16 protein-coding genes are annotated in these 17,736 nt (G+C 71.0%); 12 read left to right on the top strand and 4 right to left on the bottom strand.

What is annotated here, in order from left to right; all coding sequences use genetic code 11:
• Positions 1 to 41: 41 nt before the first annotated feature.
• Both IG84_RS0105445 and IG84_RS0105440 read right to left on the bottom strand, forming a co-directional pair.
• Positions 42 to 407 carry a DUF4913 domain-containing protein gene (locus IG84_RS0105445; protein WP_031051890.1) on the bottom strand — a complete coding sequence of 122 codons (366 nt, stop codon included), beginning with the start codon at positions 405 to 407 and terminating at the stop codon, positions 42 to 44.
• A 14-nt stretch (positions 408 to 421) separates the two neighbouring features.
• Positions 422 to 883, bottom strand: coding sequence for a hypothetical protein (locus IG84_RS0105440; protein WP_078648613.1), 462 nt, complete (start codon positions 881 to 883; stop codon positions 422 to 424).
• A 269-nt stretch (positions 884 to 1,152) separates the two neighbouring features.
• Between IG84_RS0105440 and IG84_RS0105435 the strand changes: the two genes are divergently transcribed.
• The 12 genes from IG84_RS0105435 to IG84_RS0105380 all read left to right on the top strand — a co-directional run bounded on the left by IG84_RS0105435 (position 1,153) and on the right by IG84_RS0105380 (position 14,805).
• Entirely contained in the window at positions 1,153 to 2,781 is a 1,629-nt protein-coding gene (locus IG84_RS0105435) for a conjugal transfer protein (RefSeq protein ID WP_245659222.1), read from the top strand.
• An 82-nt stretch (positions 2,782 to 2,863) separates the two neighbouring features.
• A complete protein-coding gene (locus tag IG84_RS0105430; RefSeq protein ID WP_030258718.1) occupies positions 2,864 to 3,124 on the top strand; it encodes a TrbC/VirB2 family protein in 261 nt (86 codons plus the stop codon).
• A 67-nt stretch (positions 3,125 to 3,191) separates the two neighbouring features.
• Positions 3,192 to 3,719 (top strand): hypothetical protein, encoded by a 528-nt coding sequence (locus tag IG84_RS0105425; RefSeq protein ID WP_051861414.1) that lies wholly within the window; start codon positions 3,192 to 3,194, stop codon positions 3,717 to 3,719.
• Positions 3,720 to 3,726: 7 nt separating this feature from the next.
• Positions 3,727 to 6,711 (top strand): ATP-binding protein, encoded by a 2,985-nt coding sequence (locus IG84_RS0105420; RefSeq protein ID WP_031051884.1) that lies wholly within the window; start codon positions 3,727 to 3,729, stop codon positions 6,709 to 6,711.
• Positions 6,712 to 6,743: 32 nt separating this feature from the next.
• Positions 6,744 to 7,379, top strand: a complete 636-nt coding sequence (locus tag IG84_RS0105415; protein WP_157848815.1) for a hypothetical protein — start codon at positions 6,744 to 6,746, stop codon at positions 7,377 to 7,379.
• A gap of 58 nt (positions 7,380 to 7,437) precedes the next feature.
• Positions 7,438 to 9,582: a hypothetical protein gene (locus IG84_RS0105410; RefSeq protein ID WP_031051880.1), complete on the top strand. Its 2,145-nt coding sequence runs from the start codon at positions 7,438 to 7,440 to the stop codon at positions 9,580 to 9,582.
• Between the two features lie 69 nt (positions 9,583 to 9,651).
• Positions 9,652 to 10,281, top strand: a complete 630-nt coding sequence (locus IG84_RS0105405) for a hypothetical protein (protein ID WP_031051878.1) — start codon at positions 9,652 to 9,654, stop codon at positions 10,279 to 10,281.
• Positions 10,282 to 10,413: 132 nt separating this feature from the next.
• Positions 10,414 to 11,025 carry a hypothetical protein gene (locus IG84_RS0105400; RefSeq protein ID WP_031051876.1) on the top strand — a complete coding sequence of 204 codons (612 nt, stop codon included), beginning with the start codon at positions 10,414 to 10,416 and terminating at the stop codon, positions 11,023 to 11,025.
• Positions 11,022 to 12,044, top strand: coding sequence for a hypothetical protein (locus IG84_RS38725; RefSeq protein ID WP_051861412.1), 1,023 nt, complete (start codon positions 11,022 to 11,024; stop codon positions 12,042 to 12,044). Before IG84_RS0105400 ends, IG84_RS38725 begins: the two co-directional genes overlap by 4 nt.
• 67 nt (positions 12,045 to 12,111) lie before the next feature.
• On the top strand, positions 12,112 to 12,753 hold the full coding sequence (locus tag IG84_RS0105390) for a hypothetical protein (RefSeq protein ID WP_051861407.1): 642 nt from the start codon (positions 12,112 to 12,114) through the stop codon (positions 12,751 to 12,753).
• Positions 12,754 to 13,027: 274 nt separating this feature from the next.
• The gene (locus IG84_RS0105385; protein ID WP_051861403.1) at positions 13,028 to 14,494 is read left to right on the top strand and encodes a WhiB family transcriptional regulator; all 1,467 of its coding nucleotides are present in this window, start codon (positions 13,028 to 13,030) and stop codon (positions 14,492 to 14,494) included.
• A 47-nt stretch (positions 14,495 to 14,541) separates the two neighbouring features.
• Complete coding sequence (locus tag IG84_RS0105380) at positions 14,542 to 14,805, top strand: hypothetical protein (protein ID WP_031051871.1); 264 nt, start codon at positions 14,542 to 14,544, stop codon at positions 14,803 to 14,805.
• A 24-nt stretch (positions 14,806 to 14,829) separates the two neighbouring features.
• Here IG84_RS0105380 and IG84_RS0105375 read toward each other — a convergent pair whose 3' ends face one another.
• A complete protein-coding gene (locus tag IG84_RS0105375; protein WP_031051869.1) occupies positions 14,830 to 16,287 on the bottom strand; it encodes a penicillin-binding transpeptidase domain-containing protein in 1,458 nt (485 codons plus the stop codon).
• Positions 16,284 to 17,726 carry an FtsW/RodA/SpoVE family cell cycle protein gene (locus IG84_RS0105370; protein WP_051861402.1) on the bottom strand — a complete coding sequence of 481 codons (1,443 nt, stop codon included), beginning with the start codon at positions 17,724 to 17,726 and terminating at the stop codon, positions 16,284 to 16,286. The genes IG84_RS0105375 and IG84_RS0105370 overlap by 4 nt, the downstream gene beginning before the upstream one ends.
• Between the last annotated feature and the right edge of the window lie 10 nt (positions 17,727 to 17,736).

Below are 17,736 nucleotides of genomic sequence, written 5' to 3'. Positions count from 1 at the left end.
GAGGAATTCCTTTCCCCGAAGAGGAAATCCGGGGGCCGAAATCAGGACGGCCGCGGATCCACCGGCAGCGGATCGAACGGGTAGGCGGTGTGGCCGTCCTTGGGGGAGCAGGCGGCGAACGGCCCCACGTCCGGATCCATCAGGACGCGCAGATGGGGGTCGGCGTGATGGAGCCACCAGGTCGACATGCCCAGCGCGGTGTCGTGCCGCAGATGCTCGAACGCCAGCCAGAGCGCCGACAGCCGGGCACCCGCCTCCGGGTGCTCCCACCAGCGCGGACACCATGTCGCGACGGAGCCGTTGAGCCGCCGGCGCAACACCTGGGCCAGATAGTCGGACACGAACGCGTAGACGTCGGGGAAGAGGAACTCCGGCTCGCCCTGGGCGGCTTCTGCTGCTGTGGTCATGAGGTCTCCGAAGGTCAGGCGAGGAAGACGCCGAGGACGAGGAGGGCCACGACCACCGCGCCCATGACGATGCGGGCGGTGGGGTCCTCCCTCTCCCACAGGTCGTGGACCAGTGCCCAGCCGGTGAGGCGGGCGGCCCGGCCGTTGTGCATCGTGGCGTCCTCGGGGTCCTCCTCCGGCGCCTCCCGGTGCTCGGCGGCGCCGGCGGAATCCTCGAGACCGGCCGGCATGCCCTGCTGCTCCTGCGCCACCAGCACCAGGGACTCGAGGAGTTCGGGCATCGTGTGCGGAGTGAGGGGGTACGCCACCGTGCCGTACTGCGTCTGCATGCAGAGCTGGGCCTGCCACGGGTTGCCGGGCTCGTAGCCCGCGACCCAGGCATGCTGCGCCGCCAGCGTCTGCGGCGCGGGGGCGGGCTGCGCGTAACCCGGGGCACGCGGATCGTCCGGCTGCGGGTGCGCGTACTGCTCGCTCAACTCTCGTCCTTCGCCAGGGCTGTCGGATCGGGGGCGCCGGATGGACAGACCCCGCCGCATTGTCGCGAAAGGCTGTGTCAGCGGTGGCGGACGCGTCTCCGGTTTTCCTCACCGCAATTCCTCGCCTTTTCCTCCCGCCCGCCGGGCGAGGAAAACAACGGCATTGCTGCGACAAGTATTTGCCACACTGCTCGGGCACCTGGCTGAACGGGGGCCCGCCACGAACAATGCGGCGGCCGGTGACCGAACGCGTTGGAGAAACCGACTCGATGACAGACCACAACAGCCCTGCTGGCGCGGTCGGCGGAGGCCAGCCTTCCGGGCACCCCGCTCCCTTCGGTCATCCTGCGGAACAGAGCGGCGCGCAACAGCCGCCTCAGCAACAGCCCGCGCAGCAACAGCAGTACGGCGGTCAGTACCCGGGCTACCAGCAGAACCCGCAGAGCCCGCAGCAGGGCGGACAGCCGCAGGGACAGCCCCCGCAGCCGGCTTCGATGCCCTCGGACGCCGCGCGGGCGCAGGTCGCCGCGGCCTGGGTGCGCAGGGCGCCGCAGGCCGCCGTGCCGCCGAGCCAGGCAGCGGTACCCACCCTCCCGCCGCGCGCCTCCGCCGGCTCCGGCAAGGACGCGAAGAAGGAGAAGCGGGAGCGGGCCAGGGCCGAGCGCAAGGCGGAGTACGAGCGCAAGAAGGCGGCCCGGGAACAGCGCAAGTCGGGCGGCAAGCCGGGCGCCGCCACCACGGTGGCGGGCAGCCCGGGTGGTGGAGCGGCCGGCACCGGGAAGTCCTTCGACGTCCCCAAGCCCGGCGGCCGCATCCCCTCGGGCCGGCGTACCCACGTGGCGCTGCGTGCCACGCTGATGATCGCCACCTGCGCGCTCGCGCTCGGCTCCTGCGGCGTCATGGGCCTGGTCATCGGCAAGTCCGGCGCACCGCAGGCAGCCGCTCTGGACGCCGCGGAGGCCGAGAAGTACCGGCTGACGCAGTTCCCGACGCAGGCCGCCGCCACCTTCGCCGAGCACTACGCCCTGCTGTGCCTGACCTACTCACCGCAGACCTCGGAGAACCGGCGCAAGGCGCTGGCCCGCTTCGCTTCGGCGGGGGTGGACGCCGACTGCGGCTGGAGCGGTGACGGTGCCCAGAAGGCCGTCGTCGCCAACTGGGACGGCACGGTCGAGAAGCTGCCCGAGTACGGGGAGCACGGCCGCTACCTGGGCATCCAGGTCCGGCTGAGCGACGGCAGGCTCACCACCCTCTCCGTGCCGGTGTACGTGAAGGACCTCGCCCACGGTGAGGGCCTGCGGATCGCCGGCAACGTCGGCGAGATGCCCCTGCCGGCCCGCGGCTCGGTCCCGCCGGTCGACGAGGACGACCAGGTCGTGGACGACGTCCTGTCCGCGCAGCTCCAGAAGAAGGTGCTGCCGGGCTACTTCGAGGCGTGGGGCCGCTCCGACGCCACGGCGATGACCCGCTTCACGACTCCGGACGCCACCTCCTCCGCCACCTCCGGCCTGCAGAGCGCGCTCTCCGAGCCGCAGGTCAACGAGGTCCAGGCGCTGGCGCCCGAGGGCTCCGACGACGGCGACACGATCTCGTACAAGACCGACCAGGCGGTACAGGCGCGGGTCACGGTCGACTGGACCGACGCCGACGGCGGCACCGTCCGGCGTGCGTACCGGATGACGGTCGTCAACACCGAGCAGGGCTGGTTCATCAAGGACATCAGGGGCGGCGTCCTCGACCCCGAAGGCGGCTCCGCCGACGCGGGCGAGGCGACCCCCGCGCCGGAGGCGAGCGCCGGCTCCGGCGACGACGCGGCGACCGAGCCGTCCACCGAGCCCACCAGCAAGAAGGACAAGGAGTCCGCCGGCGGCAAGAAGCGCTCCGGCAAGGACGACTGACCCGCACACCACAGGCCGGCGCCGTGCCGTCCCGGACCGCCGGCCACTCCGCTCCCCCCTCAGTACTTGAAAGGAACACGCCATGTATCTGGCAGCCACCACCATGAACGAGATGTTCGGCAACATCCAGGACATCCTCCGCAACGCGGGCACGATGGTCGCGGTCATCGCCCTGCTGATCCTCGGTATCCGCATGCTGCTGTCGATGAAGCGCGGCGACGGAATGCGCGAGGCGTTCCAGGGCTTCGGCATGATCGCGCTGGCCGCGCTCATCATCGGTGGCGCCACCGGCCTCGCGTCCGTGCTGATCGGCCTCGGCGAGCAGATCGGCGGCAAGGGCTGACCCGCTGGGCCTCCCGGGCCCGCAGGATCACCCGATTCCGACCGCCAGACCTCGAGGGGAGCGGCTGATGGCGCCCGAAGCACCCGAGTCCATGGTCGCCTACGACCACACCGATCTGCTGAACCGTCCCAAGCGGATCTGGAACTGGGGCAACATCCCGCTTCCCGGTCTGCTGCTGCCCGCCCTCGGTGCGGCCTTCGGCTTCGGCCTGGTGTGGCTGATCGCGCTGCTGTCGCTGTCGGCCTTCCTCCCCTTCCTCGGCCTGTCGATGTGGACATCGATCCTGTACTTCGGACCGCCGTTCGCCATCTACTTCATCTGGGGACGCCCGCTGCCCTCGGCACTCACGCTGAGCCAGCAGATCGTGGTCTGGGCCGACTACTGGTTCCAGCCCAAGCGGCTGCAGGGACTCTCCGCCGACCGCGAGCCGGAGGAGCTGCACTGGCAGGTCATCCTCTGGCAGCCGGGCTCACCGCGCTGGCAGTCGCACTACGACCAGGCGCGCCGGGCCGCCGCCGAACGCGGCTCCTCCTTCTCCGCAGGCCCCGCCCGCAGCACGGCGGGCGGGGGCCTGTCCGACACCACCGCAGGATGACTTCTCCATGTTCATGCTGATCCTTCTGGGCGGGGCGGCCGCCTTCTTCGTGGTCGCCATGATCATGGCGGCTGCTTCCAAGGGCAAAGGCCAGGGCCAGGGCGCCCGTAAGCAGTCCGCGACCCAGCGCACCAAGACCGCCCGCGAGGAGCTCCGGCTCCCGTACCGCTACGCCGACGACATGATCTTCGTCCACGGCAGTTCCGTGTGGACGGGGCTCGTCCTACCCACCGCCATCGACGAGTACCTCAGCGCCGCCGAGCTGCAGTCGATGGCCGAGGGGCCGGCGCGCGGGCTGCTCAGCCTCGCGCGCGGCGACCGCAACGTGGAGTGCCACTACCGCAAGGTCTACCAGCCGATCACGGCCCTGAACTGGGCCGAGGAGCTGAACGCGGTGGCCTGGGACCCGACCGAGAACTACAAGGCGTACAACCTCCGCAAGGCGGAGTACCAGGAGCGCATCGGCGCGATGCGCGAGCGCAACATCCTGCTGGTCAAGCTCGGTTCGCTCAAGCGCGGCGACAGCGGTGTGGTCGCCGAGGAGGACGAACCGCACGAGGACCCCGGCCTGCTGCGCGGCGTGCGCGGCGTGGCCGACCAGGCCGCGGCCACCGCCACGGGAGTCAATGACGAGTACCTCTCGCCCATGGCGCTCGCGGAGTGGACGCAGGTCGCCACCGAGGTGCACGAGAGCCTGGAGGGCCTCAACGGCACCCCGCTCACCCGCGAGGAGCTGGTCTGGCTCATCCGCAAGCCGCTCCACGGCGAGCTGCCCGTGCCGCCGGAGCCGGTGCTCGGCAGTCGCTCGTGGGGCCCCGACCAGTTCGACCTGGTCGTCGACTTCTCCGGCGAGAACCGCAAGACGCACATCGTGCTGCACCAGTACGACGAGGTCAGCGGCGAGCGCCAGACCAGCTACACCACCACCCTGGTCGCCGCCAACTGGCCGGCCGAGACGCGCTTCCGGCAGAGCACCGCGTGGGCCCGGTACGCCGCCCAGCACGTCGAGTTCCCCGTCGAGATCGACATGCGGTTCACCCTGATCCCGTACCCGAAGTTCAAGGACCGCGCCGACAAGATCCGCGGCAACCTCGTCGACGAGATGAACGACATGGCGAACTCCGGGCGGCAGCCCGACACCAAGCTCGCCCACCAGGTCACCCGCGCCCAGAACCTCTGCGACGACATCGACGAGCACAAGATGCCGGGCATGGAGGCGCAGATCCGCTTCACCGTCTCCGCTCCGGACGTCAAGGAGCTGGAGCGGCGCCGCCGCATCCTGGAGATGCAGTTCAAGCAGGACCTGAAGGTGACGCTGCTGCGCCCCACCCGCCAGCAGTGGCGGCTCCTGCAGTCCCAGCTTCCGGGCGACGCGCCGAAGCTGCCCATCGCTCCCTACCTGCGCCTGCAGGAGGTCGAGCAGCTCGGCGCAGGGCTGCCCACGGCCGGTACCGAGCTGGGGGACAACCCCGAGCACCGCTCCGGCAAGCGGCTCGGCTGGGTCGGCAACCTCGTCGGCTGGGCCGGCAAGATGCCCGTGCACTACTCGCTGCACGTGGGCCCGGCCCGCAACGACGGCGGTGGCCTGGCCATCGTCGGCGCGTCCGGCGGCGGCAAGTCCTCGCTGGCGCTGCAGAAGTTCTACGAGGAGTCCGAGTCCGGCGTCCGCTGCCTGGTCATCGACCCCAAGACCGACTTCGCCCAGATGTGCTACTACCTGGGCTTCGGGGCCCAGGTGAACGATCCGGGGTTCGCGGGCGACGCGGAGTCCGGCATCCTCGGCACGCCACAGAGCCGCTTCCAGCCCGTCAACCGGGAGTTCTGGGACGAGACCGAGGTCGTCGACCTCCTCAAGGGCCAGGCCGGCGTCCTCGACCCCTGGGTGATCGCCCGGGACGTCGCCTCCGGCCGGCTGCTCGCGGAGAGCATGCTGCGCGGCTTCCTCGGCGACGAGGACTACCAGCGGGTCCGGCTGCCCGTCATCGAGGCGATGGCGACCGTCGTCGGCTGGTACAACTCCGCCGTGCGCCAGGCCGTCGAGCAGGGCATGTCCGCGCGCGACGCCGCGCAGCAGGTGCCGCGCCCGACGCTGTGGCAGGTCGTGGACGAGGTCGTGCGCGCCTACGACCACGCCGTCGCCACGGGGGACCGGGAGGCCGCCAAGGACCTCAAGCTGGCCCAGATGCTGCTGACCGAGCTGCGCACCCTGCCGTACGCGCGACTCGCCTTCGCCGAGCGGCCGCAGCCGCTGTCCAGCATGCGCAAGCGCCGAACGGTGATCACCCTGCGCGGATTCCAGTCCCCGTCGGCCACCGACCCCCGCAACTGGAACCCCGCCGAACGCCTCGCGGCCACCGCGCTGATGGCGGTCGTCGAGCTCGGCAGCCAGATGCTGGACGTCGGGTACGAGAAGAACCCGGTCACCGGCGAGGTCGGGCTGCGCCCCAAGGCCCTCTTCGTCGACGAGGCGTACGTCGTCACCGCGACCGAGAGCGGCCGCGACCTGATGCGACGGGCGCTCAAGCAGGGCCGTTCGTACCTCGCGGTCACCGTGCTGATCACCCAGCAGGCCATCGACCTGGTCCAGATCGAGGACTCCGAGGCGCGCAGCGGTGGCGCCAACCAGATCCACACCGTCTTCGCCTTCAAGCAGAAGTCCGCGCAGGAGGCCGCTCTCGTGGCCCCGCTCCTCGGCCGCGCCGAGGACGACAAGAAGGTCATCGACGCCCTCCAGGACCTGCGTACCGGTGTCTGCCTGCAGCGCGACGCGGACAAGCGGGTCGGCACGGTGGCCGTCGACCTCGTCTTCCAGGAGATCCTCGCCGCCACCGACACCAACGGCACCACCCGCCCGGCCCGCCAGGGCAAGAACCCGCCGCTGAGCGTGTGGGAGTGGACGTACCTGCAGGAAGCGGCGGCGGACCCGGCCGCGACGGCGCGCGCCGCGGAGCCTGCCCCTGCGGGCACGCCGGGCAGCACGTCCGCCGCCTGAGCCGGAAGACACCAACGAAAGAGGTAAGAGCCATGCGGATGAAGCGAATGCTCCTGATCGGCGCCGCTCTGACCGCCCTGACGTCGGTTGCCGCCTGCGACGGGGGCGACGCGAAGGGCGGCGGCGCGCACAGCGGTGCGGACCAGAAGGGCGAAGGAAAGCAGGACGGCGGGCTGCCCAGTGCCTCCTCGCTCAAGAAGGCACAGGAATTCCTGCAGCAGCACGTCGACTGCTCGAACCTGAGCAACGACCCCCATGACGACCGTCTCAACGACCCCTTCGTCGACGACGTGTCCGACTCGGCGTCCGCCGAGAAGAAGCGGGAAGCGGCGGCCTGGACGATCCAGGAGGAAGCGGTGTGCGGCACCGACTGGACGTCCAGCTATCTGATCTACCGCCCCAAGAACATGACGGCCTTCGAGCAGGCGTACAAGAACGACCGCGAGAAGAAGGTGAAGCGCGGGGTGATCGACGCCGGACGTACCGACGGCAAGTTCTTCCTGGGCAAGGACTTCGTCGTGGACTACTCCGGTGAGGGTTCGGGCGGCCTGGAGAAGACCGGCCTGCTGCAGCTCAACTGTGCGCCGTCCTTCGCGCCGCCGAGCGGCTACAAGAAGGAGAAGGCCCATATCTCCGGATGCGTACTGACCAATTACGTGGAGAACTGAACCGGCCCGGGCCGGTACCGCCCTCTTCGCTCACTCATTCTCATTCGGGGGATTCCCTATGGTTCCGCGCCGCGCAATAAGCTGGCGATTGATCAAGGTCGGCACGGCGGTGCGGGCCGGCCTCTTCGTGCTGCTCGCCCTGGCGGCCGTCCTGCTGGCAACCCCCGCGCCCGCGAACGCCATGGCATTCGCGTGCGACATCACCGGTGACGACAGCTACCAGATGGACACGCCGGGCAACAACGGTGAAGCGCTGATGCCGGCGGTCAAGCAGTGGGACCGCAATGCGAAGCCGGACGAGGGCTCGCTGACCGAGCGGGTGCGCGGTGGCACGGTCAGCGGTTCGGTGGAAATGCCGGGCCCGGCCGCCAATTACACGCTGTACGAGCTCAACGGCATGCGCGGGCTGAACTGGTCCATGACCTTCAAGGGGAAGGGCGACGCGGCCGAGGACAACGGCGAGTGGGGCAGTGGCGCCGACGAGTGCAGCGTCATGGACTACGTCAACAACGGCATCGCCGACAGCATTTTCAACGGCACCAAGATCCTTACGCGCGCGTCCATCTCCATCAAGGAATCGGCGTCGAACCCCAGCCCGCTGGCCGGCCTTTACGAGGGCCGGGACAACGTCGTGCAGACGCTGAAGAAGAACGTCCTGCGGCCCGCCGTCCCCGTCATGATCGTGCTGACCGGCCTCTGGGTGTTCGGCAAATGGCGCAAGGGTGACATGCGCGAGGTCTGGTCGGGCGTCGCATGGGCCGGCCTCACCATTGTCGCGGTGATGGCCTTCTTGACGGGCGGCAATTACGACAAGGTCGTCAGTACGGCCGACTCGGGTATCGCCCAGGCCAATTCACTGCTGACCGAGGCCGTGCTGTCCGGCATTTCCGGCACCATGCAGCCACCGTGCGACCTGCCGAAGGGCGTGCACAACCGCGGTATGCGGGTGTCGAGTTGCGCGATGTACGACACCCTGGCATTCCGGCCCTGGGCCCTGGGGCAGTTCGGCGATGCGGGCAAGGACTGCATCATCGACGACAAGACGGGCTGCACCGCCGCGGACCCCGGCGAGACCTGCGACTGGGGCAAGGGAGCGCGCTGCCAGGACCTGCGCGTCCGTCATGCCGTCGCCCAGTCGGAGACGAACAAGGACCGCGGAAAGGACCTCAATAAATTCGAGGACGACTGGACCCCGATCCGCCAGGAAGTCGCCGGCGGAGACCACGGTGACATCTTCAAGGACTGGTCGGGACAGAACGCCGGCAACCGTGTCGGCATGGCCTTCTACTCCATCGTCGCCGCGCTGATCGTGGGGCTGATGGTCATGGTGCTCAGCGTGCTGACGCTGCTCTGGCACGCCGTCACGCTGATCCTGGTCGTGCTGCTGCCCCTCGTGGCGACGCTCGGCATCCATCCCTCGCAGCAGAAACTGCTCAAGGGCTGGCTGGAGACGTTCATCCACAGCTTCGTGCTGCGCGCGGGATTCGGCGTCATCCTCACGGTGCTGCTGGTGCTCTACCAGATGATCCTGCCCGCGCAGATCGCGCTGGGCATGCAGCTCCTGCTGCTGCTCCTGGTCACCGTCGCGGTGGTGATGATGCTCAAGAAGCTGCTGTCCGGGAACTTCAGCCCGAAGATCGCCGGCGCCGAGGACGCGCTGGGCGTCGGAGACATGGCGAACGCCGCCACCAGCAAGTTCATCGACAAGAGCCAGAGCGGCGCGGGGAGCGCCGGACGCGTCGGCGGGCGGGTCGCGGCCGGCGCCGCGGGCGCCGCCACCCGGTTCGCCGACCGCAAGCTGCTCGGCGGCAAGCTGGAGAAGGGCGGCTGGACCAACCCGACCAAGCGGCAGCAGCGGCAGAACGCCTACGAGGCGGCACAGGCCAACAAGCAGCGGGTGGGGCAGCCCGGTGAGCAGCCGCAGCAGCAGTCCCCGCCGCAGCGGCCGGAGGCACCGGCGACGGAGCAGACCGGGCCGAAGAAGTCCGCCCGGCCCCGGCTGAGCAGCACCGGGCAGCAGCCCGCCCAGCCGTCCGCACCGCAGCAGCAGTACCAGGCACCTGCCCAGCAGCCCCAGCCGCAGCCGGCACCTCAGCCGCGCCAGGCGCCGCTGCCGCGACAGGCACCGCCGCAGCAGCCGCAGCCCCCGCAGCAACCTCCGCAGCCGCCTCCGCCCCGCTCCGACGGCCGGATCCAGCAGTAGGCATCCGCCCCGACCCGCCTCCCACCGCCCACCGACCACCGTCCCCCTCGCACCCCACGGAGGAGTCCTGTGCCGAGTCAGATCGCCAACCGCCCCCCGCAGGAACTGGGCGCGGAGCTGTGGTCGCTGACCGGACTCAACTGGGACGTCGTGTGGGCGGGGGTCCCGGCCGAGGAGACCGCGCGCCGCGAGTGGTGCGCGGCCTTCGGCTGGCAGCCCCTGTGGTTCGAGGCAGGGCAGTACGTCCGGACCCGGCAGGGCGGAAAGCTGCGGCTCGGCTCGGTGGCGTACGGGCGTCCGGTCACCCGCGTCGACTACACGTCGTGGGCCGTCCGGTCGACGGCCGTCGAGGAGAACGCGCGCCTGACCGAGGCGCTGCTGGAGCGCTGGCAGTCCTGCCTCGCCGCCGCCACGACCGTACTGGGACCGCCGACCTGGAGCGGTGCCTGGGACACGGAGGGCTTTCCGGACCTGCCGGGCCGGGGCTTCGACGGCAGCGACGAGTGGCGCCTGCAGCACCAGGATCCGCACCGCCTCGCTCTGTGGTCCTTCCGGACACCCGGCGCACCGCTCTTCTCCCTCCGGGCGAACCTGGGGGCGGGCATCGCGACCGGCCAGGGGCTCGGTGAGGCCAGGATCTCCCTCGTCTGCCACGGCCCGGAGGACCCGGACGACCAGGGACCGGGCTGGCTGCTGTGACGTACGAGGGAGGGGCCGGGCGGTGCTACCGGCCGACGGGGCCATGGTGCGAGGATCTTCCGAGCCGGGCAGGAACCGGTCGAATCCGGCCGGTCCGGCTGATACGGCGTACGAGTGGAAGGCAGTGACAGGATGCCGACGGTGACGGAGGAGCGTCCGCCGCGGGCCCTCGCCGAAGAGCTGCGAGGGCTGACCCATGTCGACTGGACGGCGGTCTGGGCGGGTCCGCCCAACCCCGGCCAGGCCCTGGACGACTGGTGCGCGCTGTTCGGCTGGCAGCCGCTCACCGTGGAGCGCGTCCTGCGGGTGCGGACCACGACGGGAGCGGACCTCACCCTGGAGCCCCTCGTCTCCGGGGGCTGGAGCCCCGTGCGCTCCGTGACCTTCACGGTCCGGCACCTGAACGCCGACTCGCAGGACGAGAACGACCTGGTACTGGAGCAGACGGCCGAGGTGTGGCCGGCGTACGAGGCGGCGGCCCGGGAGGTGCTGGGCGCGCCGGAATTCTCGGGGGCCTGGGACGATCCCGCCTTTCCCGAGCCGCCGAACGACCGGCACTGGCTGCCCTCGCGCGACTTCCGGCTGGGACGCCGTGACCCGTACCGGATGGCCGTGTGGAGCGCCAAAGATCCGGAGGGGCCGGTGACCGTGCTGACGGCGAAGAGCGGCGGGGTCACGCGCAGGGGAGTGGGGAAACGAGGCGTCATGATCAACGTGCACTGCTACCCGCAGGACGCGCTGTGAGCGCGCCGTACATCCCGGAGGACATCGGCAGGCGCGCCCTGGGCCTGCGCGATGCGGACACCCCGGCGACCGACGAGCAGGCCGGGCGGATCGCCGACCGCATCATGACGGCGGCCGACCGGGTGGGCATGAGCGTCCCGGAGTACGTGCGCGAACGTGCCCGGCGGCTGAACGTCACCCCCGAGAACCCCGAGGTGAAGTCGGCCTTCTGGTCCTTCGAGGTGCCGCACCCCGACCTCCCTCCGGGCAAGGCGCTGTCGAACATGTACATCGCCGAGGCATGGGCGGAGTCCGAGAACGAGAAGGTGCCCGGGTCGGCCCGCTACCTGGAAGGGACGCGGGGCGGCCGGGCCCTCGGCAACCTCCGGCTGTGGGACACGGCGGTCCACCGGGAGCTGAACCTCCAGGGTGACGAGGGCTGGGACCTGGCGAAGTCCGCCTGGTCCACCCTCTCCCAGCGGTACGCCGAGGCCGCCAAGGGCGAGGTCGTGGTGTTCGCGCAGACGGCCTTTCCCGGCACGGTGCTGCAGACCACCGAACTGCCCGCGCTGCGGACCAATCCCGATGTCGGTCCGGACAACATCAAGTTCGCTTACGCGGCACCGGACGACTGGCCGCCGGTGGCGCGCGAGGAACTGGGCACGGACGCGGTGCGCGCCCAGGCGCAGTTCGCCCTCGAGGACAAGCCGCTGCACGTCGACCCGGCGGAGTACGCGGCGAAGCCGGCCGAGGAACGGACGGCGGTACTGGGCAAGCTGTCGGCGGACGTTGCGCAGGCCGACGCGTCGCACGTGCGCATCACGCCGCTGACCGCGGACGCGGAGGTCGCCGGCGCGAAGCAGGAGGGCGGCAAGGAGGCCGGTGCCTCCGGGCCCACCGCGCCGACTCCCGTATGGCAGATGGGCTTCACACCGCGGCCGACAGCGGCGGCGAAGGGCACCTCGGCCGCGCCGGTGGCGGCCCCGGAGCCCGCGGGGCCGGGCGTGGGCAAGGCCGTGACCGGTACGGGACTGGGATGACCGAGCCGGCGGATGACCGAGCCGGCCGATGAGCGCGCCAGGGGGCGTGGAACGGGGAACGAGGCGTATGAAAACCGCAGAAAAGACCGGTGGGGCGAGCCGCGAAAAGACCGTCGGAACACTGTTTCGCCGACTGGTGCGCCAGGACCGGGAGGATCACCTCGCGGTGAAACTCCTGCCGCGCATCGTCTTCGGAATCGCCGCCGCGTTCACCCTGTTCCACGTCGCCTCCTCCAGTGCCGCCGCATTCACCGGCGTCGCCGTACTGCTGGCGCTCGCGCTGCTCTGCTGGCTGCTGCGCAGCCGGAAGCAGCTGCTCCTCGCGCTGCTCGCCACTCCGCTCACCGCGGCCGTGACCGGGTACCTGGCCGCGGCGGGCGATACGGCACGGGGTGTCACTGCGGATATGATCAGTGGTCAGGCGGTGTTCGGTTACTGGGCGCTGGCCGGCATGGCCCTGCTCGGCGCCTGGATGATCAAGGAGCACCCGGGACGGCGCGGTGTCACCGTCCTTCTCGCCGACGGGGTGCTGATCATCGCCTCGTTCGTCGGAGCGCTGGTGCCGTGGGCGGCCGTGCCGATCGGTTTCCTGGGCGTGCTCACCGTACTGGCGCTGCGGGGCCGGGGAATCACGGTATTGCATCGTCGATTGACGGCATTCGCGGCTTTTCTGCGACGTGCCGGAACGCACGCGCGAACCGGCGACTGAGCGCGCTGTGAGAATTCTGTCACGGCTCTGCGTGCAGAACTCTGATCATTTTCGGTCGCGTTGCACGTCGGAAAGAGCATGCCTTAGAGTCCCGACGAACATTAGATTGTTTCGGGGGATTCAACTTATGCGTACGGTCGACCGTACGGCGCCTGCTGCGCTGTCCGCGCCATCCGATGATTCGCCGGCTCTGCCGTGTCAGCGACGCTCCGACCTCTTTCACCACCCCCTCCTGGAGAATCCTCCGGTGGGGGACGGAGTTTCGCATGCGCAGATGCGCGAATTCGAAGCGCTGGCCGCTACGGCGCGGGAGATGTGCGCCTCGTGTCCGCTGTGGGCCGAGTGCCTGCAGAGCGCCGTCGTCCATGCCGATCCTTACGGGTACGCGGCCGCCACCACCGCCGACGACCGCCGCTGGATGCGGCGTGCGCTGAAGATCGGGGACGCCGAGGGAAGCCTGCGGCCGGCGGGCGCCGACCAGGGCACGCTCGGCGAGCTGACGCGGGAACAGCGCCGCCATCCGGAGGCCAGCCAGCGCGAAATGGCTGTTCGGCTGGGGTGCAGCCGCAGCACCGTCTCCCGTCGGCTGGCCCAGGTGCGGGCCCGGACCGACGAGTTCACCCGGCGTCCGCGCCGCGGTGAAGCACCCGAACCCGAACTCGGCGCGATACTCGACGCCTTCGACGCGCTGCAGGACCACCTGGCCGCGGACCGCGGAATATCGGTACGGGTCGGAGGGGCACGGAGCACCCGCCCCGGTGCCGGGGAAACAGACGCGGTTCTGCATGTGCGATGTGATGAAGCGAACGGGGGATTCATGTCCGGAGAGAGCGAGCGAAGAATCGCGTTCTCACTGGGAGATCCGGCGGCGGCCGTCCGTCAGGCGGTGCTGTGGCCGCTGGCCCGTACGGCGGCACCCGCGCTGGCGGGCGCCGAGAATCTCGTCGCCATGCTCATTGCGGCTCCGGGCAGCGGTGTACGGCCGGAGACGCTGACCAGCGTCCGGCTGGCGCGCCGGGCCGTCGAGTCGCTGCTGCCGGACGAGCCGGAGCCGGCCGCCGACGTGGAGAGCCTGCTCCAGGGGTCGGTCTCGGTGGAGCTCGCGACGACGAATCCCATGGCCGCGCTGCGGCAGGCGTTCCTGGTACCGCTGCTGCGCCACCTGGTGAGCTCGCTCGCGAACATCGAGACGGTGGGCACCATGCTCGCGGCGGTGCCCGGCGCCGAGGCCGCCGTCAAGGAGATCGAGACGATACGCACCGCCCGGCAGTATCTGGAGCGGCAACTGGCCGCGGGCGTCCGGGAGGACGAAGCCGCCGGGCTTCCGGGTACCGATGCCGGGCAGGCCGCGCCGGACCGGCCGCCGGCGGACGGGTCGGTGGCCCCGGCGGCCACGCCGTCCGGCCCCTTCACGCCCCGGGCCGCCGGCGAAGTACGCGCGGGCCGGGACCTGTTGCACAGCGTTCCCGCCCAGCTCCGCCGCCTCAGCATCCGGGCGGCCGTCGAGCAGGCGGTGGCCACCGTCCCCGAGCCCTTCACCGGGCGGGATCTGATCGACGAGGTCGCCGCGCGGAGCGGCACCACGCTGCCCGGTGAGTCGGCCAAGGCCGTGAGCAATGTACTCTCCGCCATGGTCAAGTCGGGGCGTCTGCGGCGGCTTTCCCGGGGGACGTACGTGCGTGCTCAGGGGCCGGCTGCCGATGCCGGGGCCGCCGGGGCTCCGGACACGCCCGAGACCTGATCCGCGAGGAGGCCCGCGCCCCGCCGGCCCGGAAGGACGACTGCAGCATGAGTGAGATGGCCCAGCCCTCGGTCCCCGCCTACCCGGGCGACGCGCAAGTACGGGTGTTCTCCCCCAACGCCGGGCTGATCGACGGGGTACCGATCACCGCGCCGCCGTACGGCGACATCCAGGAAGTCGTCATCTCGATCCTCCAGCAGCGGGCACAGCAGCTCGGCGGCCCGACGCCGGCACTGATCATGGACGACCGCTTCGGCAGCCAGATCCGTCTCCTCGTCCACCCCGACGGCGCCACGGAACCGCTGGACTGACGACCGGCACGGGCGGGACTGCCCTCACCGGTCGAGCGCCGCCTTCATCACCGCCCGGGCGACCGGCGCCGCGTTGCCGCCGCCGCTGATGTCGTCGCGGTCGGCCGCCGCGTCCTCGACGACGACGGCGACGGCGACCGCGGGCCGCTCCGCGCCGTCCGCCTGTGCCCAGGAGAGGAACCAGGCGTACGGCGTGCCGGAGTTGCCGACGCCGTGCTGGGCGGTGCCGGTCTTGCCGCCGACCGTCGCGCCGGGGATCGCCGCCTTCGTACCGGTGCCGCGGGTGACCACATCGGTCATCAGCTCCCGCAGCTGCCCCGCGGTGTCCTCGCTCATCGCCCGGTGCAGCCGGCGCGGGCGGGTGCGCGCGAGGGTGTCGCCGTGCGCGTCGGTCAGCCGCTCCACCAGGTACGGGCGCCGCAGGTCACCGTGGTTGGCGACCGCGGCGGCGACCATCGCCATCTGCAGCGGGGTGGCGGCCGTGTCGTACTGGCCGATCGAGGACAGCGCGAGCTGCGCGTCGTTCATGTCCGTATCGAAGGTGCTCTCCACCACCCGGGACGGGATCGTGAGGCCGTCGTCGTTGAAGCCGAACTTCTCCGCCGTCTCCGCCATGTCGTCCAGGCCGGCGTCCACGCCGAGGCGGGCGAAGACGGTGTTGCAGGAGACCTCGAACGCGCGCCGCAGGCTCGCGTTCTCACAGCCGCCCGCCTCGTTGGTGAGCCGGGTGGAGGTACCGGGCAGGGTGTACGGGCTCGGCGTGTCCGTGGCCGCGTCCGGATCGTCCACCACGCCGTGCTCCAGCGCGGCCGCCGCGGTGACGACCTTGAACGTCGAGCCGGGCGGATAGGTCTCCTTCAGCGCCCGGTTGAGCATCGGGCGGTCGGCGGAGGCGTTGAGCCGGGTCCAGGCACCGGTGGTGCCGGAGCCGCTGCCGGACAGCTCGCCGGGGTCGTACGAGGGCGTGCTGACCAGCGCGAGAACCTTGCCGGTCGCCGGTTCCACGGCGGCCACCGCGCCCTTCTTGCCGCCCAGGCCCTCGTACGCGGCCCGCTGCAGCGCCGGGTCGATGGTGGTGACGACGTCCCCGGGGGGCTGCTGTTCGCGGGTGAGCGCGGTCCACAGGGGGAGGGGCGCGAGCCGGGCGTCGGTGCCGGAGAGGAGGTCGTCCTCGGCGTTCTCCAGCAGCGTCGTGCCGTAGACCTGGGAGGCGTAGCCGGTGACCGGCGCGTACAGCGGGCCCTGGGTGTACGTACGGGCGTACCGCAGCGACCCGCCGCTGTCCCGGGAGCCGGTGACGGACCGGCCGCCGACGACGATGCTGCCGCGCGGCTGGTTGTACCGCTTGAGGTCGGCGCGGCGGTTGGCGGGGTTGTGCGCGTACTCGTCCTCGTTGAGGAGCTGGACGCGGGCGGCGTTCAGGAGCAGCAGGACGAGCAGGAGCAGGCAGAAGACCGAGGTGCGGCGGATGTGCCGGATCACCGGGACCCACCTCCGTTCCGGCCGTCTCCGTGCGGTCTGCCGCCGCCGCGCTCCTCCTCCGGTACCACGATCCGCTCGATGACTCCGGTGTCCGCGCGGGCCGGCCGGGGGCGCCGTGCCCGGTCGCTGATGCGGACCAGCAGCGCGACCATGATCCAGTTGGTGACGACGGAGGAGCCGCCCTGCGCGAGGAACGGCATCGCCATGCCGGTCAGCGGGATCAGCCCCATCACCCCGCCCGCGATCACGAACACCTGGATGGCCAGCAGTGAGGAGAGCCCGACCGCGAGCAGCCGGCCGAACGGTTCGCGGATCGCCAGGCCCGCGCGGTAACCGCGGGCGACCAGCAGGGTGTAGAGGAGGAAGAGCGCGGTCAGCCCGGCGTACCCCAGCTCCTCGCCCGCCGTGGCCAGGATGAAGTCCGACTTCATGGCGAAGCCGATGAGGGCCGAGTGGCCCTGCCCGAGGCCGGTGCCGAGCAGGCCGCCCGCGCCGAAGGCGAAGAGCGAGAGGGCGAGCTGGCTCGCGCCCTCCCCCCGCTGGATGCTCGCGAAGGGGTGCAGCCAGTCGGCGACCCGGCTGTGCACATGCGGTTCGAGGCTGCCGACGACGGCCGCGCCGACCGCGGCGAGCAGCAGCCCGACGGCGATCCAGCCGGTGCGCCCGGTGGCCGCGTACAGCAGGACGACGAAGACGCCGAAGAAGAGCAGCGAGGTGCCCAGGTCCCGCTCCAGGACCAGTACGGCCACGCTGACCAGCCAGATCGCGACGATGGGGCCGAGCACCCGGCCGGTGGGCAACTGGAGCCGCCACAGCCGGCGGCCGGTGTACGCGAGCGCGTGCCGGTTCGCCGCGAGATAGGCCGCGAAGAAGACGCTGATCAGGATCTTCGCGAACTCGCCGGGCTGGATGGAGAACCCGGCGAAGCGGATCCAGATCTTCGCGCCGTTGACCGCGGGGAAGAAGATCGGCACGATCATCAGGACGAGCGCGGCGGCCACGCTGAGATACGCGTACCGCTGCAGCACCCGGTAATCCCGCAGCAGCGCCACCACCCCGATGAACAGCGCCACACCGACCGCGGACCAGACGAGCTGGGTGGGCGCCGCCTCGTTCTTCGGGGTCTCCTGGTCGAGCCGGAAGATCAGGACCAGTCCGAGGCCGTTGAGCAGGACGGCGATGGGCAGCAGCAGCGGGTCGGCGTACGGTGCGCGGAGGCGCACGGCGAGGTGGCCGAGGAGCGCGAGGACGGCCAGCCCGGCGCCGTAGCGCGCGGCGCCGGCGGGTACAGTGCCGTGCCGGGCGAGGCCGACCTCGACGTAACCGTAGACACTGATCAGGACGGCCCCGGCGAGCAGCAGCAGTTCGACGCCCCGGCGCCTGGGCAGCCGGAGACCGGGGGGAGGGGCGTCAGCCGTCGCGGCCGTGGTCGCGGTCATGTCAGGCAAA

The sequence above is a fragment of the Streptomyces ochraceiscleroticus genome (assembly GCF_000720485.1).
Lineage (GTDB): Bacteria > Actinomycetota > Actinomycetes > Streptomycetales > Streptomycetaceae > Streptomyces > Streptomyces ochraceiscleroticus.
The sequence above is the reverse complement of the archived record's forward strand: the minus strand, read 5'-3'. Positions and strand labels throughout refer to the sequence as shown.

Coding starts and splice junctions, on each gene's coding strand:
- IG84_RS0105410 (WP_031051880.1), top strand. CDS start 7,438: ATGGTTCCGCGCCGCGCAATAAGCTGGCGATTGATCAAGGTCGGCACG.
- IG84_RS0105415 (WP_157848815.1), top strand. CDS start 6,744: ATGCGGATGAAGCGAATGCTCCTGATCGGCGCCGCTCTGACCGCCCTG.
- IG84_RS0105420 (WP_031051884.1), top strand. CDS start 3,727: ATGTTCATGCTGATCCTTCTGGGCGGGGCGGCCGCCTTCTTCGTGGTC.
- IG84_RS0105435 (WP_245659222.1), top strand. CDS start 1,153: ATGACAGACCACAACAGCCCTGCTGGCGCGGTCGGCGGAGGCCAGCCT.
- IG84_RS0105370 (WP_051861402.1), bottom strand. CDS start 17,726: ATGACCGCGACCACGGCCGCGACGGCTGACGCCCCTCCCCCCGGTCTC.
- IG84_RS0105425 (WP_051861414.1), top strand. CDS start 3,192: ATGGCGCCCGAAGCACCCGAGTCCATGGTCGCCTACGACCACACCGAT.
- IG84_RS0105380 (WP_031051871.1), top strand. CDS start 14,542: ATGAGTGAGATGGCCCAGCCCTCGGTCCCCGCCTACCCGGGCGACGCG.
- IG84_RS0105390 (WP_051861407.1), top strand. CDS start 12,112: ATGAAAACCGCAGAAAAGACCGGTGGGGCGAGCCGCGAAAAGACCGTC.
- IG84_RS0105400 (WP_031051876.1), top strand. CDS start 10,414: ATGCCGACGGTGACGGAGGAGCGTCCGCCGCGGGCCCTCGCCGAAGAG.
- IG84_RS0105385 (WP_051861403.1), top strand. CDS start 13,028: ATGCGCGAATTCGAAGCGCTGGCCGCTACGGCGCGGGAGATGTGCGCC.
- IG84_RS0105445 (WP_031051890.1), bottom strand. CDS start 407: ATGACCACAGCAGCAGAAGCCGCCCAGGGCGAGCCGGAGTTCCTCTTC.
- IG84_RS0105430 (WP_030258718.1), top strand. CDS start 2,864: ATGTATCTGGCAGCCACCACCATGAACGAGATGTTCGGCAACATCCAG.